Raw genomic sequence first — 26,258 nt, forward strand, 5'->3', positions numbered from 1 at the left:
GGATGTAAATGAAGAATATAATTTTAATAGATGCTCCTGGAGAATGGGTGGAAACTATTTTAGGGTTAAATATTAATATTTCTCTTATAATTACAAATCAAACTTCAAATATCAAGAAAAAATTTGGCAATGTTATAGAAAATATTTTTCCTAGAGATGTTAAAAATAAAGAATTTAATTCGGTTTATTTTTCGAATTACAACTTAAGCTATGAAGAGCTTGAAAAATATAGATCGACCCAGATTAAAGTTGAGCATTATTTACGTAGATTTTTAGTTAATGATGGTCTAATTCAATATTATTATCACATGGCTTTGGCATATTGGCTTGATTTTTTTAGTAAAAAGTCTATTGACATGGTTTTTTTAGGTACTGTTGAACATGGAGCTTTTTGGGATAGCATACTTATAGATATTGCTAAAAATTTAAATATTCCTATATTTATTATTTCTTATTCGGCTGGAGTAAGTATTAGTAGTGATAATGGAAATGAGGATATTGATATAAAACATATAGTACATTACAATAGTTTAAATTTTATTGATTTATCGAATATTGAAAATATAAAACGAGATGAAGATAAAGTGAGTATAGAAAAGTACATACATTTACTTAAACATACTCATAATAAGAGTTCTTCTTCTAAAATTATTTTTAAGAGTCCAATAAAATATTATTTTAATACAAGGATTAAAACATTATTTAGTACATGGTTATATTACTTAAGCACTTCTATGATTAAATACAATATAGAAAATAAAAAAGATAGTTTTATGCATCTAAGTAAAAGAGAGATTTTAAAACAATCATCTTTTATAGACTTATTGAGAAAGGTGTATTGTAATATTTCTAGAAAGTTTAATTTAAGTGGTGAGAAATATATCTATTATCCTTTACATTTGGATCCAGAGGCATCTATAATGGCTAGAAGTATTTTAACTTCACAAATTTTTATTATACAGTGGATATCTAGCGTGTTGCCTAAGGATTGGAAGTTATTGGTTAAAGAGCATCCGCACCAATTTTTTATTTATGAAAGACACAGATTTTATCTAAAAAATATTAATTATTATAGAGATTTTTCTTTTTATTCTCAAATTAAAGATTTACCCAATGTAGAATTTGTGGATATAAATATTTCTTCAAAAGAATTGATTGAAAAATCCCAAGCTATTGCTTCGATATGCGGATCTTCTTTAATAGAAGGGATTGCCTATAAAAAACCTATTTTAGTTTTTGGTAAATCTTTGAGTTTTGTCGAGTTGCTACAGGATTCTTTTGTAATTAAAGATAGAGAAGGATTGAGATATGCCATTGAAAAAATCAAAAATGGATTTACACCTCAGTATAGTGATTTGGAATTAATTATAAATAAATATACTTTTTTGAAAAATTCTAGAGCATTTGATAATAAAGATTTTTTTTCAAGTATTTTTAAGTATTTATTAAGTATCAAATTTTAATTTTTCTAAAACCATTTCAGGCTTTAAATCTTTCATGCATTTGTGGTGTTTTAAAGGGCAGATTTTTTGCATACAAGGCATACAAGCTAGATCTAAGTGTACTAATTTTGCGTTTTCATTTTGCCAAGGTGAAGTTTGAGTAAATTTCGTAGGGCCAAAAATAGCCACGGTTTTTACCTTATAAACCGCACTTATGTGCATAGGGCCACTGTCATTTGTGATGAAAAGATCGCAAAAAGCGATATTTTGACAAAGGGTTTTGATGGTAGTTTTGTTGCAAAGATTTTTCACTTTTATGTTTTGTTCTTTTAAAATTTGATAAATTTCATTACAAAGTTCTTGTTCGGCTTTTCCTGCGCCAAAGATTAAAATTTCATGACTTTGGCTGAAATTTAAAGCCACTTTAGCAAAATAACTCGCATCCCATCTTTTAGCGCTTCCAAAGCTTGCTCCAGGGTTTAAACCTAAGATTTTTTTGCCATTTTTTAAAACAATAGGATTTTGAAATTTTAATTTAAAAGGGAGTTTTAAATCCTTAGAATGAGCTTTGATATCTAGTGAATTTTCTATAAAATAAAGGTATTTTAAAACTTGATGTTCTTCTTTGTGCTTATTTTTGTCAAAAAAATATCTTTGTCTTGTTTTAAGAATATGCAAGATAATCTTAGAAGAAAACGCAGATCTAAAAGTGAAGCTAAGATCGATTTTATCAAGTTCTTTACGTAAAGATAGGGCTTGTTTATAGCGAGATTGTTTATTTTCTATGATGATTTTAGAATTAGGAAATTCTTTAAAAAGTGCTGTGGAAACCAAAGATCCATAAAGGATAAATTGAGCATTTTTAAAATGTTCTTTTATAGCGTATAAAGCAGGCGAAGCCATCACTGCATCGCCTAGCCAAGTGGGAAGATGTATAAAAATTTTCATAAATTTCCTAAACTTTGATAAAATTCTTTTTATTATTTTAACAAAATTTAGGAAAAATATGCCACAACTTTCGATCATAATCCCGCTTTTTAATTCTTGTGATTTTATCTTAAGAGCTTTACAAAGTTGTATAAATCAGACTTTAAGAGATATTGAAATTTTAGTTATTGATGATAAAAGTGAAGATGAGAGTGTAAAAATAGCCTTAGAATTTGCTAAAAAAGATGAGAGAGTGAAAATCTTTCAAAATGATGAAAATTTAGGCACTTTTGCGACTAGAAATTTAGGAGTTTTAAAATCTAGAGCTGATTTTATCATGTTTTTAGATAGTGATGATTTTTTAGCTTTAAATGCTTGCGAAGTGGCTTTAACCAAAATAAAACAAGGCTTTGATTTGCTTTGTTTTGATGCTTTTGTACATAGAGTTAAAACCAAACAATTTTATCGCTTTAAACAAGATGAAGTTTTTAATCAAAAGGAATTTTTAGAATTCTTAAGCAAACAAAGGCATTTTTGCTGGTCGGTTTGGGCGAAGTGCTTTAAAAAAGATATCATCTTAAAAATTTTTGAAAAAGTTAAAATCGATGAGCGTTTGAGTTACGGCGAAGATGTGCTTTTTTGTTATGTTTATTTTATGTTTTGTGAGAAAATAGCTGTTTTTAAAACTTGCATTTATCATTATGAATTTAATCCAAATGGAAGATATGAGAATAAAAATCAAGAAATTTTAAATCAAAATTATCAAGATAAAAAGAAAAGCAATGAAATTATAAAAAAACTATCAAAAGAGTTTTTACATGATGAATTTCATCAGAAATTATTTGAAGTTTTGGAGAGAGAAAAGGAAGGAATTATTAAAAGACTTACAATTTAAAAAACTTAAGATATATTTTTATTGTCTTAAGTTTTTTAGCGTTTCGTTGATTAAAGTAGAGCTTGTGCCTTTGGTATAAGGAAAATAAATAACTCTTACATTAACTTTTTTAAATTTTTCTTCCATAATATTCCAGTTTGGTGTATTAAACCAATCATCACCTACAAATAAAACATCAAAATGAAGTTTTTCCCACATTTGATATTTGTCTATATTTTCTTGCGGGATTGCAGCATCGACATATTTAATACTTCTTACAATTTCAATGCGTTCAGAAAAAGGGATTACAGATTTTTTATTTTTATATTGCACTAATTCATCTATAGTAACTCCAACAATTAGTTTGTCACACAATCCTTTAGCATTTTTTAATAAATTGAGATGACCTATATGAAACAAATCATAAACACCTGAAGTATAGCCTAAAGTTGTCATTTTTATAATTCCCCTTTATCGTACATATTTAAAAAAGTTTCAAGACAATAAACAAGCCATTTTTGGTCTCCTGTAAGAATGTTAATATTTTCTGTTTTAAATTCTTTGCGTTTTGGTACATAGTTTTTTAACCATTGCTCTGTTGCTCTCGGCATAGGAATTTTATCTGGAATATTAAGGTTTGGATAGCGTTTGGAAAAAAGCTCCCTTATTAGATATTTAGGTTCACCATTTCTAATTCTTTGCAAATCAAGTGGAAATGCTAATTTCATATGTGAGTAAGGATCTAAATAATGAATATTTTCTTTTTCAAATGCATGCATATAAGAGGTATAAGATTCTATGTCCATTATATCTTTCATAAAAGCCATGAAGTCTATTTTATTGTTGTCGAGTTTGTATGGTTTATATACATCAGAAACATCTATATAATCTTTTAAGATCATTGAGGGTTCAATTGAGTTATAGCGTTTTATAAAAGAATCATAATCCCAATCTTGAGATAATAACTTATCCATTCCTCCAAAAACATAATCAGCTCCATCACCTACAATTATTCTTTCTATTCCTGCTTGTTTAGCAATCTTGCAGGCTTTAACAAGTTGTACTTCTATAGAGTGAAATGGTGTTTTATTGTATTGTAAAATTTCTGGGGTTAATTTTTCAAAGTCTTCCCAATACATTTCTATAATTTCATGATCAAGACAATAAGCATCTGCGTATTTTTTTGCCTGAGATGTTTCATCTATTGCACCATTGGCTATACATTTAAAGGTAAAAACCTTTGTGTTTTTAGGTAAATAAGATGCAAGAATAGCACTATCAATTCCTCCAGATAAAAGCAAAGCTGTTTTATTTGGTATATAAAAATCTTCAATTGTTTTTTTGATAACTTTTTCGATGTCTGTTATATTAAAAATTTCATATAATAAATTTTCTTTTTGTTGAAAGGTTTTGTGTTTTAACCCTTCAAAAAAATTAATATTCTCGTTTTTTATAAATCTAAAAGCTACATAATGACTCATGCAATAAATTTTATCAATTTTATTCATTTTGTTAACTCCATTTTGATAAAGTCCATTATACACTGTGTTGCATAAGGGTGATTGAACCTGATGTTTTCTTTTGCAAATTGTATCCTTTTTTCTTTTAAAAAATCCATATTTTTTATTACAATATTATCAATGAAATCAATAATATCTTTTTCTGTTTGAGCCATGTAAAGATGTTCAAGAACTTTTTTCCATTATTGGTAAATTCGTGATCTATTTGTTGTTTATTTTGAAAAATAAAACATTCAGGTTTATCTAGATATAAATATTCAGCAATAAAAGATCCACAATCGTGTATTAAGGCATCTGAGCGAATGAAACTTTCAAAATAGTCACCACCATTTTCATAACTAACATTAGCATAATTTGTAAGAGTGTGAATGTAGTTTTTAATTTGTTCTTTGCTCCATATTTTATTGTTTTCTAAATTAATAAATAGTAGCGGATGTGGTCTAAATATAAAATCAACATTAGGGTATATAGTAGGTAATTTTAAATAAAAATCGGAAAATCTTAAAAAATTAGATAATTGTAGTGCAAAATCTTTTTGAACAGTATGATGGGGAGCTAAAATGATTATGGGTTGCGTTTTTTTACTTAATTGGTTTTTGTTGTTTAAGCTATCCATTTTTGAATATCCAGAAAGTTTAAGATTCTTTACTTGATGCATTTGATGCTGTTTAATTGTTTGTAGAGTGTTATTATTTTCTACAAATATTTTCCAAAATAAACTATATTCAATTGAGCTAAAAATTTTGAGATTATATTGTAAAAATCCAGTATAAGAGTATGGAATATGAAAAGTTAGGGAATGTAAAGCGCAATATTTAATTTGATAAAATTTATGAGTTGCTGAATCATAAGGATTTGAAAAACAAATCAAATCCATTTCTTTTCCAAGATCTTCAAAAGTTTTTGAGCTGAAATTATATGACAAAAATACATTTGTGTAGATAGAACTAAAGGTATTGTAGGTTTTAGTCATTTGAAAATACATATTTTCCTCGCCTTTTGTAATATCTGGAATAACAATTAAATGTGTATTGAATAAAGAATTTTTATTCATATTCTCAAATAATGTTTTGGCGGGAAAAATGCTATCATACATAACAAAAAAAGCTATATTTAGTTTTGATATTTTCTTTGATTTTATTTTTTGTTGAATATCAAATTGTGTTTGTTGAATTTTTTTAATATATGGTATATATAAAAGATTTTCTATTTTTTGTCTTATTTTTTTTCGAATTTTTCTTATGGGAATCCAAAAAGTAAAAAATTTTGCAATTTTGCCTCTTGTCAATTTTAGCCTTTGTGGTATAATGCAATTTTATAAAATTATAGCAACATTATTATAATAAAAATTTTAATAGTTTTAAAAATTTTTTGAAATAGTTTTTATATTTTGAAGCTTTAAGAAAGTAAAATAAATGTATAATATTATATTTAGTGCTGATGAAAATTATATAAAATATACTGCAGTATTAATTACTAGCATTATTAAAAATACTGATGCTAATAACGACTTTTTAAATAATATTTATCATTTTCATATATTAAGCGATTTTTTAAGTGATAGCATAAAAGAAAAATTAGATAAATTACAAAATGGGCTAAGTAAGATTTATCCTTGTAAAATATCAATTCACATTATGAAAGATGATGAATTTAAAAATTTTCCAAGTTCAGGTGCTGCACATAGTTTAAAACTTCCTTATTATAGATTGAAATTTATTTCTTTGTTTGATGATAGCATTGATAAGTGTTTGTATTTGGATTCTGATATGCTTTGTATGTGTGATATTAGAGAGCTTTTTTGCATAGATTTAAAAGATAATATTATAGCAGTAGTAGGTGATCCAGGAAGCAAGAAAGCAAAAATTAAATTTATAGAAAATGGTAAAAAAAGAGTTTTAAAATTTGATGAAAATTATTTTAACTCAGGATTTTTGTTAATTAATGTTAAAGAATATAAAAAAGCTTTTATTGAGCAAAAGTGTGAAGAATTAGCTAAAAATTGCGTTTATATTAAAGCAGCTGATCAGGATTTATTAAATGCAACTATTTCCAAGGATAAAATTTTAAAACTTGATTTTGCTTATAACTTTAATATTATCACACTTTTATATACTGTATGCAAAGATGAAAAGAAAAATAGATTAAATTATACAAGAAAAGAATTTATTCAAAGTATGAAAAATCCAAAAATATTGCACTATGGTGAAAAGCCGTGGAGATTTTTACATTCTTATAAAGATTTTTATGGAAAAAATATTAATGATTATTGGTGGGATATAGCAGAGGTAACACCTGTTTTTAAAGAAGAATTATTAAAACAAAAAAAAGAAATAAAAGATTATTTACTTTATGCAGGACTTGGTTATACCTTATATTATTTTTGTAAAAAATATCAAATATTTAGTATAAAAAAACTTCTTAAAACAGATAAGGATAAAGAGTTAATGGAGTTCGCAAAAGATTTAAATGATGAAAAATATGGGCTTTATTGTATGCTTGGAGAAATGGTTTTGTATGCTAGAAAGCATCAAAAAGGCGTAATTAATATTATTTTAAAATCATATAAAATGATTAAAATGTATGAGAAATACGCCCACAAATCAAAATTTTAAGAATTGATAAGTTTTATCCATTTTTTCATAATTACTTCTTTGCTAAATTCTTTTCGCACTTTTTCTTTGGCATTTTTACCAAATTTTTTTCTCAAATCTTCATCCTGCATTAAAATTTGAAGTTTATTTGCAAATTCTTGCAAATTTCCATCTTCTATCAAAAAGCCACTTCTTTTATTATCTATAATTTCTTTGGGTCCTGTTTTTACATCAAATGAAATACTAGGAATAGAATAATTTGCACTTTCTATTAGCACCATACCAAAACTTTCAAAATAACTGGTCATAACATAAATACTTGCTTTCAAGTATTCTTCTTCTATATTTTTATTAAAAGGTAATAAAACAATAGAGTGTTCCAATTTTTTTGTTTTGATTTTGCAAAATAATTCTTCTTTTAGAGCACCATCTCCAACAATATGAAGCTTCCATTCTTTGAAACTTTGATTTTTTTGCACTATTTCCCAAATATCAACGAGTCTTAGAAAACCTTTTTGGTCTTCTTTGGTTATTCGACCTATACTTAAAATTATTTTTTGATTAAGAGTGGGAGTTTTATTTGTGATTGTTGGTGTAAAATTAGGTATATAAGAAACATTGTTGTGGTATTGTTTCCAAATTGATAGTTCGTGTAATGATAAAATTATTAAGTTGTCAAAAAAATTATTTCTTAATTGGTAGCGTTTAAAAATCTCATGAATGAGTTTTATATGCTTAGTATTTTTATTTTTAAAAAAGGGAAATTGAGAACAGTTATTGTAAATCATAATATCCGCATATTTGTATTTTTGCTTTAAAATATAGCTTTCATAGTATTTATAGTAGAGCTTATAAAAAGGTTTTTTAAAGACTTTACTTCTTGAGATTATGTGAAAGAAGCTTATTTGTATATTTTTATGCACTTCATAAGCTAAATTTTCTTTACTCTTATAAAAACTTAAAATTTCTACACTATAACCTAATTCATTAAAGGCATTTGCAAGATTGCAAACAACTCTTTCAGCACCACCTCCTATAGTAATATCGCCAATGAGTAAAACTATTTTCATATGTTCTTCCAAGAAATCTTTTTGTTTTTAATAGTATCTAAATAAATTTGATGATTGCTTTCAAGCATTTTTTTGCTATTTTCTTTGTGATAAATATGATAAGCAATAGCTTTAAATTTTAAGCGTCTAAAAATGCCTTTATTAAATAAAAATCTAGCTACAAATTCACTATCTTCTCTACCCCAACCAATAAAATTTTCATTAAAACCATCAAGCTCATCAAAATCAGTTTTAAAAAAACTCATATTACAGGTTTTACTGCCCCTTACTATTTCCTTGGTATCAAAAAATTTTTGCTCTATTTTTGAAAATTTATAGATAATTTTAGCTAAAAAAGAATTTTTAGAACTTTTAAAATCTTTTTTATTAAAAGCTAAACTATAATTATTGTTTTTTAAGATTTCTTCGCTTTCATTTTTATTTAAAATTACTCTTGAACCTTGTAAAATTACTTTGCGTTTTGCAAATTCTAAATGATTTTTTACAAAGTCTTTTTCTAAAATCATATCACCATCAATTAAAATTATATATTCACTTTTAGAAGCTTTAATAGCATTATTTCTACTTTTTGCAGCACGAAAACCCTCATCTTCTTGCCAAATATGTTTTAATACACAAGGAAAATCTTTTTGATATTCTTCAATAAGCCTTGCTGTATCTTCTTTGCTACCATCATCTGCGATTAAAACTTCATTGGGTAAAAAGGCTAGATTTTTAACACTATCAAGCACTAATTTAAGGCGTTCTTTTTGATTATAAGTTGTTATTATTAAAGCGCAAGTTTTTGGCTTTTGCTTTTTTAGCTCATATAGTTTCATATATTTAAAAAAAGCTCCCAAACCATTACATACACTTATGATAAAGCCTTTATATCCGTAAAAAATTCCTTTTTTTAAAACATAATTTCTAAAAAAAGTCCAAAACCCACGCACCAAAGCCTTGCAAATTCCACTTTCTTTGTGTAAATTTTGCAAAGCCCAAAGCTTGGAGTATTTTTGAAGTTTGTCAAGCAAGTCATCAATACTTTCAAAAGCAAAATGCCTTAGTCCATTTTTAAGATAAATTTTGTGAGTATTTGGGTATAAGATCAAGCTTTCATGGACTAAGTTTTCATTAAATTTTGTATGTTTTTTATTAAACACTCTTAAAACATGATCAGGCCACCAGCCACAAGCTTTTATCCATTCTCCTTTGTAAAGGTTTTTGCGCGTTAAAGCTAGGATATTTTGCTCTTTAAATTCAAGTTTTTTTAATTCTTCTTTGGCTTCGTTTTCTAAAATCTCATCCGCATCTATGTTTAAAATCCATTCATTTTTAGCATGGCTTAAAGCAAGATTTTTTAAAGCTCCAAAGCCTATAAATTTGCTTTCGTAAATGTATAAATGCGTAAAATCTTTTTGAAATTCTTTGGCAATTTTTAAGGTATCATCGGTGCTTTCATTGTTTAAAAGTATGATTTCTCCAAATTCTTTTAAAGAATTTAAACATTCAAAGAGGGTATTTTGAGCATTTTTAACTATGATGATAACGCTTATTTTTTCAAGATTCATTTGATACCTTTGTAAAGTTTTTCATCATAGCTTGCAAAACGACGATGAAAGAAAAAATACTCATCAGGCTTAAATTGGATCATTTCTTCACAAGTTTTTGCTTGGTATTTTGTAAGTTCTTCTAGGCTAGAGTTTAAAGGATCAAGGGTTTTGAAAAATTTAATGTGAAATTTTTCATCCTCTCCTTGATAAATATAAGCAGGTATGATCAAAGCTCCTGTTTTTTTGGCTAAGATGCTAGCTCCTGCTTGATAATTTACTCTTTTACCAAAAAAATCAAGCCTAACCCCTTCATTATCGGTGCAATTTTGATCTGTAAGTATGCCAAGTGCACGCTTGTTTTTAATAGCACTTAACATTTTTCTAAGTCCACCTTTTTTATCGATAAGCTCTATGTCAAATTGAGTGCGATTTTTAGCTAAAAGTTCGGTCATTCTTTGACTTTTGAGTTGTTTACCCACTATGGAAATCGCTCCAAATTTAGCAGCATAAGCAAGACTTAAAAGCTCCCAATTTCCATAATGAGCAGTAGCGAAAATCACCCCTTTTTGCTCCTTTAAGGCTTGGGTTAAAATTTCTTCATTGTCAAAGACGACTTTAGCTAAAATTTTTTCTTTACTTGTGTTTTGGTTTTTAATGCAATCTAATCCAAATTTGGCAAAATTATTATAAATTTTAAAAGCAAGTTCTTTTCTTTCATTTTCATTTTTATAGGGAAAGCAAAGTTTTAAATTTATATCTATGATTTTTCTATGTTTTTTATCGAGTTTAAAAACGATCTTTGAAACACAAAAAGCAAGGAAATTTAAAATAAAATGAGGCATAGTATAGACTAAAAATTTAAGTATATAATAAGCACTAAGGTAAAGATAATCTTTATTCATCTCCGAAAAGTTCCTTGACAAGTTTTAAGATATCCTCTTCTTCGATAGTACTTATACAAAAGTCGCTTTTATCAAGATGTTTTGCATTTGTGATTTTTTTACCTGTATCGATAATTTTATTGATATTGGTTTTAAAAGCATTGCGGTAGCTTGGCGTTGCACCAAAGATGGTTATAGAAGGCCTATTTAAAGCAAAAGCTAGATGCGTTGGGCCGCTATCATTTCCTATGATTAAATCCATGGATTTTGTAAAAACTATCAATTCTTCAAGACTAAATTTAGGAGCTATTTCTATATTGTCTTGACTTATAGCGCCTAGCTCTATGACTTCTTTAGCAAATTCATATTCTTTAAGATTGCCCCAGCCTAAGAAAATTTTTATTTCAGGAAATTCTTTGATGATGAGTTTGCAAAGTAGTGCAAGCTTGGTTTTAGGATAGATTTTATTTTCTTCACTTGATCCCACATGGATGAGTATGTTTTTTTTATTTTTTGTAAGTTGCATTTTTTCGCTTAAGAGTTGTTTTAATTTTTCATCCACGCTAAAAACATCTTCTTTAAAAGCTAGATCTTTAGGATCAAAATACTTATTCAGCATGAAAGAAGTTAGACCCAGATATCTTACAAAAACATTTTCATTATAATCTATGTTTAATTTTTGGTTGTAAAAATTATGCGCAAAGCTTTCTTTAAGGCTGTTTTTATCAAAACCAAAATTATTTCTACTTAAAATTCTACTCACAATAGCCGATTTTACAAGCCCTTGAAGATCCATAACCGCATTATAATTATTTTTTCTAGCCTCTAAAAGTATTTTTAAACTTTGAATGATTTTTTTGTCCTTTAGAGGCAAAGCATAAAGTTTATCGATTAGGGGATGATTTTTGAGTATGCCTTCAAATTTTTCATCCACAAACCAATGAATTTCTATATCTTTTTTAAATTTTTTGATAAATTGTAAAACCACAGCACTTTGGATAATATCCCCAAGGGCTGATAAACGAATGATTGCTATTTTCATTAAAACCTAAAATTTTTAAATTTTTGCTATGATTTTAGCAAAATTATTTGAAAAAAGGTTAAAAATGATGAAAAATGAAGGTTATATTTGCATTTTTGATTGTGAAAGCATCCCAGATACGGATTTAATTCACAAAACTTTGGCTTTTGAAGGAGAAGATTTAGAAGTAAGCTTAAAAGCGCTAGAGTGGCAAAAAGAGCAAAGCGGAAGTGAGTTTTTACCCTTGCCTTATCATAAGATCGTAAGCATTTGCGCAGTTATTAGCGATCATTATGGAAAATTTATAAAAGTAAATAAAATCGATGGAGAAAATGAAAAAGAAATGATCCATAATTTTTTTGCTTTCATTGAAAAATACGAGCCAAAATTAGTCAGTTTTAATGGTAAAAATTATGATATGCCTTTACTTGTTTTAAGGGCTTTAAAATACAATATCAAAGCGGCTAATTATCTTGATACACAAAGTGATAAGTGGAATAATTATAAAACTAGATTTTCAGAATTAAAACATTGTGATTTGTTTGAAAGTTTTGGTTCGACAAGGGGTTTAAAGCTTGATACGATTTGTGCTATGGCAGATTTACCAGGTAAATACGATGTGCATGGCGATGAGGTGATGAAGCTTTATTATGAAGATAAGATTGAAAAAATTCACGAGTATTGCGAAAGTGATGTTTTAAACACCTATATGCTTTTTTTAAAATACGAATTGATCAAGGGTAATGTAAGCGATGAGGATTATGCTTATTTTTTAAATTCTATGAGTGAATTTTTAAAAGCAAAAAAAGCAAATCGTGCCTATGTGGAAATTTTTTGTAAAGCTTGTGAAAATGAAATTTCTAAGATGAAAATTTAATCGTTAAAATAAATATATTAAAATTGATTTTTAATTTTAAATCATCGAGGTAAAAAATGAAAATTCTTATTAGTGGTGGTGCAGGTTACATCGGCTCTCATACTTTAAGGCAGTTTTTAAAAACAAATCATGAAATTTGCGTTTTAGATAATCTTTCTAAGGGTTCTAAAATTGCTATTGATGATTTGCAAAATATAAGAGAATTTAAATTTTTTGAGCAAGATTTAAGTGATTTTGAAGGCGTAAAAGCACTTTTTGAAAGGGAAAAATTTGATGCAGTGGTGCATTTTGCAGCGAGTATTGAAGTGTTTGAAAGCATGCAAAATCCTTTAAAATACTATATGAATAACACGATTAATACAACCAATTTAATCCAAACTTGTATCCAAACAGGGGTGGGTAAATTTATCTTTTCTTCTACAGCAGCTACTTATGGCGAACCTACAACCCCTGTTGTAAGCGAGAATAGTCCTTTAGCACCTATCAATCCTTATGGACGCAGCAAGCTTATGAGTGAAGAGGTTTTGCGTGATGCAAATATGGCTCATCCTGAATTTAAATACTGTATTTTAAGATATTTTAATGTTGCAGGTGCTTGTATGGATTATAAATTAGGACAGCGCTATCCTAAAGCGACTTTGCTTATCAAAGTAGCAGCAGAATGCGCAGCAGGAAAACGCGATAAGCTTTTTATATTTGGTGATGATTATGATACAAAAGATGGCACTTGTATAAGAGATTTTATCCATGTAGATGATATTTCAAGTGCTCATTTGGCGGCATTGGATTATCTAGAAAATAATGAAAGCAATATTTTTAATGTGGGCTATGGTCATGGTTTTAGTGTAAAAGAGGTTATTGATGCGATGAAAAGAGTAAGTAGAGTGGATTTTAAAGTCGAGCTTGCCCCACGCCGTGCAGGTGATCCTTCAGTTTTGATTTCTGATGCAAGCAAGATTAGAAATCTTACTTCTTGGCAGCCTAAATTTGATGATTTGGATCTTATTTGCAAATCTGCATTTGATTGGGAAAAGCAGTGCTAAAAAAAATATTTTTTATTTTGAGTAAAGAGGATAAAAAATTTTTATTCTCTTTACTGCTTTTTTCGGTTTTTATTTCTTTTATAGAAAGTTTTGCTATTTCTTTAGTGATGCCTTTTATTACTTTGGCTAGTGATTTTTCTTATTTTGATAGAAATAAGTATTTAATCCAGCTTAAAGACTATCTTGCTTTACCTGTTTTTGAGATTATAGTTTATTTTGGTGTTGTGCTTATTGTCTTTTATGTTTTGCGCGCTTTGTTAAATAGTTATTATTTTCACCTCTTAGCCCGCTTTTCAAAGGGTAGGTATCATACTATCGCTTATAAAGTTTTTGCAAAATTTTTAAATACAGATTATGAAAATTTTACTCAAAAAAATCAATCCGAAATTCTAAAGTCTATTACCGGAGAAGTTTACAATCTAAGCACTATGATTTCATCATTTTTGCTGATGATGAGTGAAATTTTTGTCGTGCTTTTACTTTACACTCTCATGCTTTTAGTAAATTATAAAATCACTTTATTTTTAAGTCTTTTTATGATTATAAATGCTTTTATCTTGATCAAAGTTCTTAGTCCTATCGTTAAAAAAGCAGGTCTTAAACGCGAAGAAGCGATGAAGAATTTTTTTGAAATTCTTAATACAAATTTAAATAATTTTAAATTAATAAAGCTCAAAACCAAAGAAGATGGCGTTTTAAATCTTTTTAAAACTCAAAGCGAGATTTTTGCTAAGGCAAATATCACCAATGAAAGCGTAAGTGCCATGCCAAGAATTTATCTTGAAGGGGTTGGCTTTTGTGTACTTGTTTTTATAGTGGTTTTTTTAGTATTTAAAAATCAAAGCGATATATCCGGAATTTTAGCGACTATTTCCATTTTTGTTTTAGCGCTTTATCGCTTGATGCCAAGTGCAAATCGTATCATTACAAGCTATCATGATTTACTTTATTATCGCTCTTCTTTAGATATTATTTATCAAATTTTAAAGCAAAAAGAAGAGAGTTTGGGTGAAGAAAAAATTGATTTTGATAAAGAATTAAGACTAGAAAATTTAAGTTTTGGATATAAAGACAAAAAGAATTTATTTACTTGTTTAAATTTAAGTATAAAAAAAGGCGAAAAGATCGCATTTATAGGAGAAAGTGGTTGTGGAAAAAGCACTTTAGTGGATATAATCATAGGACTTTTAAGTCCTAGAGAGGGTAGGGTGATTGTAGATAAAAATGAATTAAATATGAAAAATGTTAAGAATTATCGCCAAAAAATAGGTTATATCCCGCAAAATATCTATCTTTTTAATGACAGCATTGCTAAAAATATCAGCTTTGGAGATGAAGTAGATGAAGAAAAACTTCAAAGGGTGATTAAGCAAGCTAATTTAGAACATTTTGTGAAAAATTTACCCCAAGGAGTGCAAACAAAAGTAGGCGATGGTGGGAGTAATTTAAGCGGTGGACAAAAGCAACGCATAGCCATCGCAAGAGCTTTGTACCTAGATCCTGAAATTCTAGTTCTTGATGAGGCTACTTCTGCGCTTGATACTGAAAGCGAAGCAAGGATTATGGATGAAATTTATAAGATTTCTAAAGACAAAACCATGATTATTATTGCGCACCGTCTTTCAACCATCACGCGTTGTGATAGCATCTATCGTTTAGAACATGGCAAACTTTTTAAGGAGGATAAAAAGTGAAAATAACTTTTATCATAGCCACTTTAAATTCAGGAGGTGCTGAGCGTGTTTTAGCGACTTTAGCAAATGCGCTTTGCACTCAGCATGAAGTAAGTATCATCAAATTTCATGTGGGCGATTCTTTTTATAAACTTGAAGAAAATATCAAACTTATAACTTTAGAGCAATTTAGATTTGACACTTTATATCATAAAATCGCAAGCCGTTTTAAAAAATATCTGGCATTAAGAAAAGCTTTAAAAGAAAATGAAAGCGATGTTTTTATCTCTTTTTTAGATACGACAAATATTGCTTGTATTTTTGCTAAGATAGGATTAAAAACCCCATTAATCATAAGCGAACATAGTAATGAAGCTTATTTAAAATCTAAAATTTGGCGTTTTTTAAGACGCTTGAGTTATCCTTTTTGCGATGCTTTGACCGTGCTTGGAAGTAGTGATAAAATTTATTATGAAAAATTTGTAAAAAGGGTAAAACTTTTGCCTAATCCTTGTCATTTTAGCACAGAAATTTCTTTAAATGAGCATTTTGAAAAAGAAAATTTGGTGCTTTTTATAGGTCGTTTAGATCAAAATAAAAACCCTCAAATGTTTTTAAAAGCCATAGTGCATTTAGATAAAAAATTGCAAGAGGATTATGAATTTGTTGTGGCTGGTGATGGGGAATTAAGACAAGAGCTTGAATATAAGGCAAAATCTTTAGGCATAAGAGTGAAGTTTTTAGGGCGTGTTGAAAATGTAAAAGCGCTCTATGAAAAGGCTAAAGTACTTTGTCTTTGTTCTTTTGTTGAGGGTTTGCCAACGGTTTTGATCGAGAGTTTGTATTTTGAAGTGTGTAGAATTTCAACTTCTTATTATAATGGAGCTAAGGACTTAATTAACGATAATAAGGATGGATTTTTAGTGGGTTGTGATGATGAAATAGCTTTGGCTAGAAAGCTTGAGCTTGTATTAAAAGATGAGCAACTAAGAAAAAATATCGTTATAAATGCTAAAAAAAGATGTGAAGATTTTGAAATTTCTCATATTAAAAAGCAATGGCTTGAGCTTATTGATGAGGTTAAAAATGCCTAAACTTTCTGTTATAGTTCCTACTTTTAATCGTTCTTCATTACTTCAAAAGGCAGTTCAGAGTATCTTAAATCAAGACTTTAAAGACTTAGAAATCATTATAAGCGATGATAATTCTAGTGATGATACTAAAAGCGTTGTAGAGAATTTGCAAAAAAGTGATAAACGCATTAAGTATTTTTTAAATCAAAACTACAAACAAGGCCCTAATGGCAATAAAAACAATGGCTTGGATAAAGCAAGTGGTGAATTTATAACCTTTTTAGATGATGATGATGAGCTTTTACCCTATGCTTTGGGTGTTTTAATGCAAAAAGTAGATGAGGGTTATTCTCATGTTTTTGGAAATTGCCTTATAGAAAAAGAAGGAATTTTAAGTGATGAGTTTAGCGGTAGAGGTTTGCAAAAAGAGGATGAAATTTCTAAGAAAGATTTTTTAATGCAGCGTTTTAGTGGGGAATTTTTTTCTGTTTTTAAGGCTTCTTTGCTTAAAAATAAGCGTTTTAACGAGGAATTTTATGGCAACGAAGCCACGCTTTGGGTGAATTTATACGAAGAAAAAAGTTTTTATATCCATAAAGCTTTTAGAATTTATCGTGTTTTTAGAAAAGATAGTGTCACGCTAGGAGCGAGTAAAAATGCTCATAGGGTGCATTTGGGGTATTTAGAGCTTGCGAAAATTTTAGAAAATGAGTTAAAAGCTTCTGGGGATGATGATTATAGAAAAACTTGTGCGAGTTATTATAAAATGGCAGCGTATTATGCAAAATTAAGTGCAAATTATAAAGCACTTTATCATTGTTTGTTTAAAAGTTTGAGCATTAAAATCAATGCTCCTGCTTTGATATTACTTACTTTAAGTATAATTCCAAGTAAAATGATTGAAAAACTATCAAAAATTCGGGTGGCTTTATGCAAAAATTAGCGATTTTTATTTATTCTTTAGGAAGTGGGGGTGCTGAAAGAGTAGTGGCAACTTTACTTCCGATTTTAAGTTTGAAATTTGAAGTGCATTTGATTTTAATGAATGATAAAATTTCTTATGAAATTTCTGAATGCAAAATCCATTTTTTAGAGCGTTCAAAACCTAGTGAAAATCCTATTTTAAAATTTTTAAAACTTCCTTTTTTAGCTTTAAAATATAAAAAACTTTGCCAAAAATTAAATATCGATACAGAATTTGTTTTTTTAAATAGGCCTAATTATATTGCATTGATGGCAAAAATATTTGGCAACAAAACTCGCCTTGTAATCAACGAATGTACCACTCCAAGCGTGATGTATGCTAAAAACAATTTCAATTCTTTAGCCAATAAACTTTTGATTACTTTGCTTTACCCAAGGGCTGATTTGATTTTGCCTAATTCTAAGGGAAATTTAGAAGATTTATTGTGTAATTTTAAAATTGACAAAGCAAAATGTGAAATTTTATACAATGCTATAGATTTGGAAAAAATAGAACAAAAAGCACTTGAAGATATAAGCTTAAAGGATAAATTTATTTTAAGCGTGGGAAGGCTTGATGAGGGTAAAAATCATGCCTTGCTTATCCGTGCTTATGCGAGATTAAAAACAGATTTAAAGCTTGTGATTTTAGGCGAGGGAGTGCTAAAAGATGAGCTTTTGGCTTTGATTAAAGACTTGAATTTAGAAGATAAAGTTTTGCTTTTGGGCTTTGATAATAATCCTTACAAATATATGTCTAAGTGTGAATTTTTTGCTTTTGCTTCTGTGTTTGAGGGTTTTTCAAATGTTTTAATCGAAAGTTTAGCTTGTGGCTGTGCGGTGGTTTGCACTGATCATAGAAGTGGTGCAAGAGAGCTTTTTGGAGATGATGAATTTGGACTTTTAGTAGAAGTAAATAATGAAAATTCTATGTTTATGGGCTTAAAAACAATGCTCGAGGATGAAAATTTAAGAAAAGCTTATAAGAAAAAGGCCAAGGATAGGGCTCTTGATTTTGATAAAGCAAAAATCGCACGCAATGCTTTAAAATATTTATTAGGATAAGATATGTTAAAAAAAGAATACTTTAAAAACCCAACTTTTATTTTATTGGCTTTTATAATTTTAGCGTATGTCTTTAGTGTTTTATGTAGGTTTTATTGGATTTTTTGGGCAAGTGAGTTTAATGAATATTTTTTCAATAACGAGCTTATGATTATCTCAAATGATGGATATGCTTTTGCAGAGGGTGCAAGAGATATGATAGCGGGTTTTCATCAACCTAATGATTTGAGTTATTATGGTTCTTCGCTTTCAACGCTCACATATTGGTTTTATAAAATAACTCCTTTTTCTTTAGAAAGCATTTTTATATATATCAGTACTTTTTTATCTTCTTTGGTGGTTATACCTTTGATTTTGATTGCTAATGAATACAAACGCCCTTTAATGGGGTTTGTTGCAGCATTGCTAGCCAGTATAGCTAATAGCTATTATAACCGCACGATGAGCGGATATTATGATACTGATATGCTTGTTATAGTTCTTGCAATGATGATAGTTTTCTTTATGATAAGGCTGATTTTGAAAAAAGATTTATTATCTTTAATAACACTGCCTTTGTTTGTAGGAATTTATCTTTGGTGGTATCCATCAAGCTATACTTTAAATGTTGCTTTACTAGGACTTTTCTTTATTTATACCTTGGTTTTTCATATAAAAGAAAAAACGCTTTATATGGCTATTATCCTAGCTTCTATCACACTTTCAAATATAGCTTGGTTTTATCAAAGCGCCATCATTGTCATACTTTTTAGTCTTTTTGTTTTGCAAAATAAGCGTTTTAGCTTTGCTTTGCTTGGAATTTTAGGTTTGGCAACTTTGGTATTTTTGATACTAAGCGGTGGAATTGATCCTATACTCTATCAACTTAAATTTTATATTTTTAGAAGTGATGAGAGTGCAAATTTGGCTCAAGGTTTTATGTATTTTAATGTAAATCAAACCATACAAGAGGTAGAAAGTATAGATTTAAGTATTTTTATGCAAAGGATTAGCGGAAGCGAGCTTGTATTTTTTGTATCTTTAATCGGCTTTATTTTCCTTGTTAGAAAACATAAAAGTATGATTTTGGCTTTGCCGATGTTAGCTTTAGGATTTTTAGCACTTAAGAGTGGACTTCGTTTTACTATTTATGCAGTACCTGTTTTAGCACTTGGATTTGGTTTTTTAATGAGTCTTTTGCAAGAAAGAAAACAAAAAAACAATAATACCTATTGGTGGGCCAATATAGGCGTTTTTATTTTTACTTTTTTAAGTTTAATTCCTATGTTCTATCATATCAACAATTATAAAGCACCAACTGTTTTTTCTCAAAATGAGGCTACGAAATTAGATGAGCTTAAAAAAATTGCACAAAGAGAAGATTATGTAGTAACTTGGTGGGATTATGGATATCCTATTAGGTATTACAGCGATGTTAAAACTTTGGCTGATGGGGGTAAGCATTTAGGCAAGGATAATTTTTTCCCATCTTTTGTTCTAAGTAAAGATCAAGTGGCTGCTGCAAATATGGCAAGACTTAGTGTAGAATACACAGAAAAAAGTTTTTACGCCCCTTTAAATGATATTTTAAAAAATGATCTTTTACAAGCCATGATGAAAGATTATAATCAAAATAATGTGGATTTGTTTTTAGCTTCGCTTTCCAAGCCTGATTTTAAAATCAATATGCCAAAAACACGCGATGTGTATATCTATATGCCAGCTAGAATGTCTTTGATTTTTTCAACTGTGGCTAGTTTTTCTTTTGTGGATTTGGAGACAGGTGAGATAAATAAACCTTTTACTTTTAGTGCAGCTTATCCACTTGATGTTAAAAATGGAGAAATTTATCTTAGCAATGGTATTGCATTAAGCGATGATTTTAGAAGTTTTAAAATAAATAATAGTACTATATCCGTAAATAGTATCATAGAGATTAATTCTATCAAACAAGGTGAATATAAAATCACTCCTATTGATGATATGGCTCAATTTTATATTTTTTATCTTAAAGATAGCACCATACCTTATGCTCAGTTTATTTTAATGGATAAAACTATGTTTAATAGTGCTTATGTGCAAATGTTTTTCCTTGGAAATTATGATAAAAATTTGTATGATTTAGTGATTAATGCTAGAGATGCAAAAGTTTTTAAACTCAAAATTTAAAGGTTTTTACAATGAGAGTAGGCTTTTTAACTCACGCAGGAGCAAGTATATATCATTTTAGATTGCCTATAATTAAAGCTTTGATTGCAAGAGGAGATGAGGTTTTTGTCATAGTGCCACAAGATGAATATACTGAAAAATTAAAGGCTTTAAATTTAAATATCGTTGTTTATGAGCTTTCAAGAGCGAGTTTAAATCCTTTAATTGTTTTTAAAAATTTTTTACATCTTAAAAATGTTTTAAAAAACTTAAATTTGGATCTTTTGCAAAGTGGAGCTCATAAGAGCAATACCTTTGGTTTAATAGCTGCAAAATATGCCAAAATTCCTTATAAAATCGGTCTTGTTGAGGGACTTGGATCTTTTTATATAGACAAGGGTTTTAAAGCAAATTTAGTGCGTTTTGTTATCAATACTCTTTATAAACTTAGTTTTAAAATCGCTGATTCTTTCATCTTTGTAAATCAAGCTAATGCGGATTTTATGCGAAATTTAGGACTTAAGGAAAATAAAATTTGCGTGATTAAATCCGTGGGTATCAATCTTAAAAAATTCTTTCCTATGAGAGTGGAGCAAGAAGCTAAAAAAGCTTTTTGGCAAAATTTAAAAATTGATGAAAAGCCTATTGTTTTGATGATAGCTAGGGCTTTGTGGCATAAAGGTGTAAAAGAATTTTATGAAAGTGCAGAGTATTTAAAAGATAGGGCAAATTTTGTTTTAGTGGGCGGAAGAGATGATAATCCTTCTTGTGCGAGTTTGGAATTTTTAAATTCAGGCAAGGTTTTTTATTTGGGTGCTAGAAGTGATATAGTGGAACTTTTGCAAAATTGCGATATCTTTGTTTTGCCAAGCTATAAAGAAGGATTTCCAGTAAGTGTTTTAGAGGCGAAAGCTTGTGGCAAAGTTATTGTAGTAAGTGATTGTGAGGGTTGTGTTGAGGCAATTTCAAATGCTTATGATGGGCTTTGGGCTAAGACCAAAGATAGTAAAGATTTAATAGAAAAAATACAAGTTTTATTAGAAGATGAAAGTTTAAGAATCAATCTAGGTAAAAATGCAGCTAAGGATGCTTTACAATACGATGAAAATGTTATCGCGCAGCGTTATTTAGAACTTTATGATAGGGTGATTAAAAATGTATGAGAAATGGATAAAAAGAATTTTTGATTTTGTTTTGGCTTTGTTTCTTTTGGTGCTTTTTTCGCCTCTTATTTTAATCACTGCTTTGCTTTTAAAAATAACTCAAGGTAGTGTGATTTTTACTCAAAATCGTCCAGGTTTAAATGAAAAAATTTTTAAAATTTATAAATTTAAAACCATGAGTGATGAAAGAGATGAAAAGGGCGAGCTCTTAAGTGATGAGTTGCGTTTGAAGGCTTTTGGGAAGATTGTTAGAAGTTTAAGCTTAGATGAGCTTTTACAGCTTTTTAATGTATTAAAGGGTGATATGAGTTTTGTGGGTCCAAGACCTCTTTTAGTAGAATACTTACCCCTTTACAATGAAGAGCAAAAACTCCGCCATAAAGTGCGTCCTGGTATCACAGGATGGGCACAGGTAAATGGTAGAAATGCGATTTCTTGGCAAAAAAAATTTGAACTTGATGTGTATTATGTAAAAAATATTTCTTTTCTACTAGATTTAAAAATCATGTTCTTAACAGCCTTAAAGGTTTTAAAAAGAAGCGGAGTAAGCAAAGAAGGTCATGTTACAACGGAGAAATTTAATGGCAAGAACTGAAAAAATTTACATTTATGGTGCGAGTGGACATGGGCTTGTTTGTGCTGATGTCGCTACGAATTTGGGCTATAAAGAATGTATTTTTTTAGATGATTTTAAGGGTAAAAAATTTGAAAGCTCTTTGCCAAAATATGATATTTTCATAGCTATTGGAAATAATGAAATAAGAAAAAAGCTTTTTAACCAAATTTCAGACAGTGGCTTTAAGATCGTAAATCTTATCCACAAAAGTGCGATTATTAGCCAAAGTGCGGATATAGCAGAAGATGCTGGAATTTTAATAATGCCTTATGTGGTAGTAAATGCAAAAGCAAAAATCAAAAAAGGCGTGATTTTAAATACTTCAAGCGTGATAGAGCATGAATGTGAGGTGGGTGAGTTTTCCCATATAAGCGTTGGGGCTAAGTGTGCAGGAAATGTCAAAATTGGCAAAAATTGTTTTTTAGGGATTAATTCTTGTGTTTTGCCAAATTTAAGTTTGGCAGATGATAGCATTTTAGGGGGTGGGGCGACTTTAGTGAAAAGTCAAAGCGAAAAGGGTGTTTTTGTGGGAGTGCCTGCAAAAAGAATGTAGATATTTTAATCCTTAAAAAGTTACTTTTAATCTTAAGATATAATAAAAATAAGCTTTGATCGCAAAAGAATTTTTAATGTTTGATACTTAGTAAATTATTTTAGATAAAATACATCATCTTAGTAAAATCACTGTTTATAATAAAGGATAAAAAATGAGGTTTTTTCTTTCTCCTCCGCACATGGGTGGCAATGAGTTAAAATATATAGAAGAAGTATTTAAAAGCAATTATATAGCTCCTTTGGGCGAATTTGTAAATCGTTTTGAAGAAAGTGTTAAAGATTACGCTCAATGCGAAAATGCTTTGGCGCTAAATTCAGCTACGGCCGCTTTGCACTTGGCTTTAAGAGTAGCAGGAGTGGAGCAAGATGATATTGTTTTAGCTTCATCTTTTACTTTTATTGCTTCAGTGGCTCCTATTTGCTATCTTAAGGCAAAACCTGTTTTTATTGATTGTGATGAGACTTTTAATATAGATATTGATCTGTTAAAGCTTGCTATTAAAGAGAGCGAAAAAAAACCAAAAGCCTTAATTTTAACTCATCTTTATGGCAATGCGGCCAAAATGGATGAGATCGTCCAAATTTGCGAAAAAGAAAATATTATTTTAATCGAAGATGCCGCCGAGGCTTTGGGAAGTTTTTACAAGGGTAGGGCTTTAGGAACTTTTGGAGAATTTGGAGCTTATTCTTATAATGGAAATAAAATCATCACCACTTCAGGCGGTGGTATGCTTATAGGTAAAGATAAGCAAAAAATCGAAAGAGCGAGATTTTACAGCACTCAGGCAAGGGAAAATTGTTTGCATTATGAACATTTAGATTATGGTTATAATTACCGCTTGAGTAATGTTTTAGGCGCTATTGGCGTGGCGCAAATGGAAGTTTTAGAACAAAGAGTGCTAAAAAAAAGAGAAATTTATGAGTGGTATAAAGAATTTTTAGGTGATAGTTTTGTCTTTTTAGATGAGCTTGAAAATTCAAGAAGCAATCGCTGGTTAAGCACGGCTTTGATTGATTTTGATAAAAACGAAATGAATGCTTATCAAAAATGTATAGAAATTTCGCAAAAAGACTTGATTTTGCATCCAAAAATTTCAAAACTTATAACAGATTTGCAAAAAGAGCAAATTGAAACACGCCCACTTTGGAAAGCTATGCATACTCAAGAGGTTTTCAAAGGTGCCAAGGCTTATGTAAATGGCAATAGTGAGTTATTCTTTAAAAAAGGGATATGCTTGCCAAGTGGCACAGCGATGAGTAAAGACAATGTGCGTGAAATTTCAGAACTTATTATCAAGAGCGTAAAGGCTTGATGATGGATTTTTATAAAAGCAAAAGGCTGATTTTTTTCTTATGTTTTGATGCATTTTTGTTTATACTCTCTATATTTTTAGCTTTTTCTTTGCGTTTTAGCGGGGAAATTCCTAGTATTTTTTATGAGGGTATGATTAAAGCGGGACTTATTTTACTGGTTTTAAAAATAGCTTTTTTATTTATTTTTAGAATTTATAAGGTGGCATGGCGGTTTTTTTCCTTAAGTGAAGCAAGAAAGATATTTTTTGCTTTGGTTTTGGCTGAAATTTGTTTTTTGTTGATTTTTTATTTTTACGATGATTTTTTCAATCCTTTCCCGCGTTCGGTTATAGGTATTGATCTTATTCTTTCTTATATGTTTGTAGGCACTTTAAGAATTTCTAAAAGAATGCTTATAGACTTTAAGCCTTCCCGCGCAAAAGAAGAAGAAACTCCTTGTATAGTGGTGGGTGCTACTTCAAAGGCTTTGCATTTGCTAAAGGGAGCAAAGGAAGGCTCTTTGGGTCTTTTTCCTGTGGGTGTTGTAGATGCTAGAAGAGAGCTTATAGGAACATATTGCGATAAATTTATCGTTGAAGATAAAAGTAAAATTAAAGATTATGTCAATGAAGGTGTTAAAACTGCTATTATAGCTTTAAAACTAGATCAAGCTGAGCTTAAAGCTTTGTTTGAAGAGCTTATTGCTTATGGAATCAGTGATGTTAAGATTTTTTCTTTTACAAGAAATGAAGCAAGAGATATCAGCATAGAAGATTTGCTTGCTAGAAAACCTAAAGATTTAGATGATAGTGCTGTGGCTTCATTTTTAAAAGATAAAGTAGTTTTGGTAAGTGGCGCAGGCGGAACTATAGGAAGTGAGCTTTGTAAGCAGTGTATTAAATTTGGTGCAAAACATCTTATAATGCTTGATCATAGCGAATTTAATCTTTATAAGATTAATGAAGATTTAAGCTTATATAAAGAAAAAATTACCCCTGTTTTGCTTAGTATTTTAGACGAGCAAAGTTTAGATGAGATTATTAAGGAGTATAAGCCTGAATTGATCTTGCATGCAGCTGCTTATAAGCATGTGCCTCTTTGTGAGCAAAATCCGCATTCTGCTGTGCTTAATAATATCGTAGGTACTAAAACTCTATGCGATGTAGCTAAAAAAAATAAAGTAAAAAAATTTGTTATGATAAGTACAGATAAGGCGGTACGTCCAACAAATATCATGGGATGCACTAAAAGAGTATGTGAGCTTTATACCTTAAATTCGAGTGATGAAAATTTTGAAGTTTCTTGTGTGCGCTTTGGAAATGTTTTAGGATCAAGTGGAAGTGTGATACCTAAATTTAAAGCTCAAATTGCAAATAATGAGCCATTAACCTTAACTCACCCTGATATAGTGCGTTATTTTATGCTAGTAAGTGAAGCAGTGCAGCTTGTTTTGCAAGCTGGAGCTATCGCAAAAGGAGGTGAGCTTTTTGTGCTGGATATGGGCGAGCCGGTTAAGATTATGGACTTGGCTAAAAAAATGCTTATTCTATCCAACCGAGAAGACTTAGAGATAAAAATCACAGGTTTAAGACGTGGAGAAAAGCTTTTTGAAGAATTGCTAATCGATGAGAATGATGCAAAGACAGAATATGAGAGTATTTTTGTTGCTAAAAATGAAAAGATGGATATTCAAATTTTAAATGATTATATTAAAAAATTGCAAGATTGCCAAAATATAGCTGAAATTTTAAAAGAAATAGTTCCTGAATTTAATCATAATAAAGATGGTAATTAATATTATTTTAATATATTAAAGTTTGATTTTACTGAAATTCTTTATGAAATTTTGGATTAAAAAATTAAAAAACAATCATTTTTATAAAAAAAATTAAACAAAAATATAGTAAAAAATGCTATAATTCACTTTTAAAATTTTTTAGAAACTTGAT

Annotated in this window: 23 protein-coding genes; 15 read left to right on the forward strand and 8 right to left on the reverse strand. The window is 29.2% G+C overall.

Translation table 11 applies throughout. From position 1 onward, the window contains the following. Positions 1 to 8 precede the first annotated feature (8 nt). Positions 9 to 1,463 (forward strand): hypothetical protein, encoded by a 1,455-nt coding sequence (locus KAR88_RS05325; protein ID WP_052779191.1) that lies wholly within the window; start codon positions 9 to 11, stop codon positions 1,461 to 1,463. Here the strand turns inward: KAR88_RS05325 and waaF are convergent. Continuing rightward, the gene (gene waaF / locus KAR88_RS05330; RefSeq protein WP_052779190.1) at positions 1,446 to 2,390 is read right to left on the reverse strand and encodes a lipopolysaccharide heptosyltransferase II; all 945 of its coding nucleotides are present in this window, start codon (positions 2,388 to 2,390) and stop codon (positions 1,446 to 1,448) included. The two genes, KAR88_RS05325 and waaF, sit on opposite strands and share 18 nt — an antisense overlap. Positions 2,391 to 2,448: 58 nt before the next feature. On the opposite strand from waaF, the gene KAR88_RS05335 reads away from it, so the two are divergent. Beyond that, on the forward strand, positions 2,449 to 3,264 hold the full coding sequence (locus tag KAR88_RS05335; RefSeq protein ID WP_052779189.1) for a glycosyltransferase family 2 protein: 816 nt from the start codon (positions 2,449 to 2,451) through the stop codon (positions 3,262 to 3,264). A gap of 18 nt (positions 3,265 to 3,282) precedes the next feature. On the opposite strand, the gene KAR88_RS05340 is transcribed toward KAR88_RS05335, so the two are convergent. The 3 genes from KAR88_RS05340 to KAR88_RS05350 all read right to left on the reverse strand — a co-directional run bounded on the left by KAR88_RS05340 (position 3,283) and on the right by KAR88_RS05350 (position 6,051). Then, positions 3,283 to 3,699, reverse strand: a complete 417-nt coding sequence (locus KAR88_RS05340; RefSeq protein WP_002796922.1) for an adenylyltransferase/cytidyltransferase family protein — start codon at positions 3,697 to 3,699, stop codon at positions 3,283 to 3,285. A 2-nt stretch (positions 3,700 to 3,701) separates the two neighbouring features. Then, positions 3,702 to 4,751 carry an asparagine synthase C-terminal domain-containing protein gene (locus KAR88_RS05345; protein WP_002804034.1) on the reverse strand — a complete coding sequence of 350 codons (1,050 nt, stop codon included), beginning with the start codon at positions 4,749 to 4,751 and terminating at the stop codon, positions 3,702 to 3,704. A 118-nt stretch (positions 4,752 to 4,869) separates the two neighbouring features. Next, on the reverse strand, positions 4,870 to 6,051 hold the full coding sequence (locus tag KAR88_RS05350) for a CDP-glycerol glycerophosphotransferase family protein (protein WP_192801332.1): 1,182 nt from the start codon (positions 6,049 to 6,051) through the stop codon (positions 4,870 to 4,872). Positions 6,052 to 6,178: 127 nt separating this feature from the next. Here KAR88_RS05350 and KAR88_RS05355 point away from each other — a divergent pair, with 127 nt between their 5' ends. Further along, positions 6,179 to 7,378, forward strand: a complete 1,200-nt coding sequence (locus KAR88_RS05355; protein ID WP_002797725.1) for a glycosyltransferase family 8 protein — start codon at positions 6,179 to 6,181, stop codon at positions 7,376 to 7,378. Here the strand turns inward: KAR88_RS05355 and KAR88_RS05360 are convergent. From KAR88_RS05360 to waaC, 4 genes are read right to left on the reverse strand one after another with little or no spacing between them, the layout of a single operon-like run. Next, complete coding sequence (locus tag KAR88_RS05360) at positions 7,375 to 8,427, reverse strand: glycosyltransferase family 4 protein (RefSeq protein WP_002791222.1); 1,053 nt, start codon at positions 8,425 to 8,427, stop codon at positions 7,375 to 7,377. The genes KAR88_RS05355 and KAR88_RS05360 overlap by 4 nt on opposite strands. Continuing rightward, positions 8,424 to 9,977, reverse strand: coding sequence for a glycosyltransferase (locus KAR88_RS05365; RefSeq protein ID WP_134191438.1), 1,554 nt, complete (start codon positions 9,975 to 9,977; stop codon positions 8,424 to 8,426). Before KAR88_RS05365 ends, KAR88_RS05360 begins: the two co-directional genes overlap by 4 nt. Further along, positions 9,974 to 10,861: a lipid A biosynthesis lauroyl acyltransferase gene (locus KAR88_RS05370; protein ID WP_002786301.1), complete on the reverse strand. Its 888-nt coding sequence runs from the start codon at positions 10,859 to 10,861 to the stop codon at positions 9,974 to 9,976. Before KAR88_RS05370 ends, KAR88_RS05365 begins: the two co-directional genes overlap by 4 nt. Beyond that, entirely contained in the window at positions 10,854 to 11,882 is a 1,029-nt protein-coding gene (waaC, locus tag KAR88_RS05375) for a lipopolysaccharide heptosyltransferase I (RefSeq protein ID WP_002787741.1), read from the reverse strand. The genes KAR88_RS05370 and waaC overlap by 8 nt, the downstream gene beginning before the upstream one ends. 64 nt (positions 11,883 to 11,946) lie before the next feature. On the opposite strand from waaC, the gene KAR88_RS05380 reads away from it, so the two are divergent. The 12 genes from KAR88_RS05380 to pglF all read left to right on the forward strand — a co-directional run bounded on the left by KAR88_RS05380 (position 11,947) and on the right by pglF (position 26,104). Further along, on the forward strand, positions 11,947 to 12,738 hold the full coding sequence (locus KAR88_RS05380) for a 3'-5' exonuclease (RefSeq protein WP_031263840.1): 792 nt from the start codon (positions 11,947 to 11,949) through the stop codon (positions 12,736 to 12,738). Positions 12,739 to 12,794: 56 nt separating this feature from the next. Then, positions 12,795 to 13,781, forward strand: a complete 987-nt coding sequence (gene galE, locus KAR88_RS05385) for a UDP-glucose 4-epimerase GalE (protein WP_002787739.1) — start codon at positions 12,795 to 12,797, stop codon at positions 13,779 to 13,781. Continuing rightward, positions 13,775 to 15,475 carry an ATP-binding cassette domain-containing protein gene (locus KAR88_RS05390; protein WP_002787738.1) on the forward strand — a complete coding sequence of 567 codons (1,701 nt, stop codon included), beginning with the start codon at positions 13,775 to 13,777 and terminating at the stop codon, positions 15,473 to 15,475. Before galE ends, KAR88_RS05390 begins: the two co-directional genes overlap by 7 nt. Then, positions 15,472 to 16,548: a glycosyltransferase gene (locus KAR88_RS05395; RefSeq protein WP_002787737.1), complete on the forward strand. Its 1,077-nt coding sequence runs from the start codon at positions 15,472 to 15,474 to the stop codon at positions 16,546 to 16,548. Before KAR88_RS05390 ends, KAR88_RS05395 begins: the two co-directional genes overlap by 4 nt. Next, complete coding sequence (locus KAR88_RS05400; RefSeq protein WP_002777213.1) at positions 16,541 to 17,470, forward strand: glycosyltransferase family 2 protein; 930 nt, start codon at positions 16,541 to 16,543, stop codon at positions 17,468 to 17,470. Before KAR88_RS05395 ends, KAR88_RS05400 begins: the two co-directional genes overlap by 8 nt. Further along, positions 17,458 to 18,555, forward strand: a complete 1,098-nt coding sequence (locus tag KAR88_RS05405) for a glycosyltransferase (RefSeq protein WP_002777212.1) — start codon at positions 17,458 to 17,460, stop codon at positions 18,553 to 18,555. The genes KAR88_RS05400 and KAR88_RS05405 overlap by 13 nt, the downstream gene beginning before the upstream one ends. A gap of 3 nt (positions 18,556 to 18,558) precedes the next feature. Next, positions 18,559 to 20,703: an STT3 domain-containing protein gene (locus KAR88_RS05410; RefSeq protein WP_002780646.1), complete on the forward strand. Its 2,145-nt coding sequence runs from the start codon at positions 18,559 to 18,561 to the stop codon at positions 20,701 to 20,703. An 11-nt stretch (positions 20,704 to 20,714) separates the two neighbouring features. After that, a complete protein-coding gene (gene pglA / locus KAR88_RS05415) occupies positions 20,715 to 21,845 on the forward strand; it encodes a N,N'-diacetylbacillosaminyl-diphospho-undecaprenol alpha-1,3-N-acetylgalactosaminyltransferase (RefSeq protein WP_002777209.1) in 1,131 nt (376 codons plus the stop codon). Continuing rightward, the gene (pglC, locus tag KAR88_RS05420; RefSeq protein ID WP_002777206.1) at positions 21,838 to 22,440 is read left to right on the forward strand and encodes an undecaprenyl phosphate N,N'-diacetylbacillosamine 1-phosphate transferase; all 603 of its coding nucleotides are present in this window, start codon (positions 21,838 to 21,840) and stop codon (positions 22,438 to 22,440) included. Before pglA ends, pglC begins: the two co-directional genes overlap by 8 nt. Then, positions 22,427 to 23,014, forward strand: a complete 588-nt coding sequence (gene pglD, locus KAR88_RS05425) for a UDP-N-acetylbacillosamine N-acetyltransferase (RefSeq protein ID WP_002780649.1) — start codon at positions 22,427 to 22,429, stop codon at positions 23,012 to 23,014. Before pglC ends, pglD begins: the two co-directional genes overlap by 14 nt. Positions 23,015 to 23,168: 154 nt before the next feature. Next, a complete protein-coding gene (gene pglE / locus KAR88_RS05430) occupies positions 23,169 to 24,329 on the forward strand; it encodes a UDP-N-acetylbacillosamine transaminase (RefSeq protein ID WP_002777202.1) in 1,161 nt (386 codons plus the stop codon). Between the two features lie 2 nt (positions 24,330 to 24,331). Next, on the forward strand, positions 24,332 to 26,104 hold the full coding sequence (pglF, locus tag KAR88_RS05435) for a UDP-N-acetylglucosamine 4,6-dehydratase (configuration-retaining) (RefSeq protein WP_002777199.1): 1,773 nt from the start codon (positions 24,332 to 24,334) through the stop codon (positions 26,102 to 26,104). Positions 26,105 to 26,258 lie beyond the last annotated feature (154 nt).

Origin of the sequence: Campylobacter sp. JH23, assembly GCF_017846595.1 — a bacterium.
Lineage (GTDB): Bacteria > Campylobacterota > Campylobacteria > Campylobacterales > Campylobacteraceae > Campylobacter_D > Campylobacter_D coli.

Bases quoted from the DNA above. Each gene is read 5' to 3' on its own strand.
- pglA (WP_002777209.1), top strand. From the start codon at position 20,715: ATGAGAGTAGGCTTTTTAACTCACGCAGGAGCAAGTATATATCATTTT.
- pglC (WP_002777206.1), top strand. From the start codon at position 21,838: ATGTATGAGAAATGGATAAAAAGAATTTTTGATTTTGTTTTGGCTTTG.
- KAR88_RS05380 (WP_031263840.1), top strand. From the start codon at position 11,947: ATGATGAAAAATGAAGGTTATATTTGCATTTTTGATTGTGAAAGCATC.
- KAR88_RS05325 (WP_052779191.1), top strand. From the start codon at position 9: ATGAAGAATATAATTTTAATAGATGCTCCTGGAGAATGGGTGGAAACT.
- KAR88_RS05340 (WP_002796922.1), bottom strand. From the start codon at position 3,699: ATGACAACTTTAGGCTATACTTCAGGTGTTTATGATTTGTTTCATATA.
- KAR88_RS05355 (WP_002797725.1), top strand. From the start codon at position 6,179: ATGTATAATATTATATTTAGTGCTGATGAAAATTATATAAAATATACT.
- KAR88_RS05405 (WP_002777212.1), top strand. From the start codon at position 17,458: ATGCAAAAATTAGCGATTTTTATTTATTCTTTAGGAAGTGGGGGTGCT.
- waaF (WP_052779190.1), bottom strand. From the start codon at position 2,390: ATGAAAATTTTTATACATCTTCCCACTTGGCTAGGCGATGCAGTGATG.
- KAR88_RS05360 (WP_002791222.1), bottom strand. From the start codon at position 8,427: ATGAAAATAGTTTTACTCATTGGCGATATTACTATAGGAGGTGGTGCT.
- pglD (WP_002780649.1), top strand. From the start codon at position 22,427: ATGGCAAGAACTGAAAAAATTTACATTTATGGTGCGAGTGGACATGGG.
- KAR88_RS05410 (WP_002780646.1), top strand. From the start codon at position 18,559: ATGTTAAAAAAAGAATACTTTAAAAACCCAACTTTTATTTTATTGGCT.
- waaC (WP_002787741.1), bottom strand. From the start codon at position 11,882: ATGAAAATAGCAATCATTCGTTTATCAGCCCTTGGGGATATTATCCAA.
- KAR88_RS05345 (WP_002804034.1), bottom strand. From the start codon at position 4,751: ATGAATAAAATTGATAAAATTTATTGCATGAGTCATTATGTAGCTTTT.
- galE (WP_002787739.1), top strand. From the start codon at position 12,795: ATGAAAATTCTTATTAGTGGTGGTGCAGGTTACATCGGCTCTCATACT.
- KAR88_RS05365 (WP_134191438.1), bottom strand. From the start codon at position 9,977: ATGAATCTTGAAAAAATAAGCGTTATCATCATAGTTAAAAATGCTCAA.
- KAR88_RS05400 (WP_002777213.1), top strand. From the start codon at position 16,541: ATGCCTAAACTTTCTGTTATAGTTCCTACTTTTAATCGTTCTTCATTA.
- KAR88_RS05370 (WP_002786301.1), bottom strand. From the start codon at position 10,861: ATGAATAAAGATTATCTTTACCTTAGTGCTTATTATATACTTAAATTT.
- pglE (WP_002777202.1), top strand. From the start codon at position 23,169: ATGAGGTTTTTTCTTTCTCCTCCGCACATGGGTGGCAATGAGTTAAAA.
- pglF (WP_002777199.1), top strand. From the start codon at position 24,332: ATGGATTTTTATAAAAGCAAAAGGCTGATTTTTTTCTTATGTTTTGAT.
- KAR88_RS05335 (WP_052779189.1), top strand. From the start codon at position 2,449: ATGCCACAACTTTCGATCATAATCCCGCTTTTTAATTCTTGTGATTTT.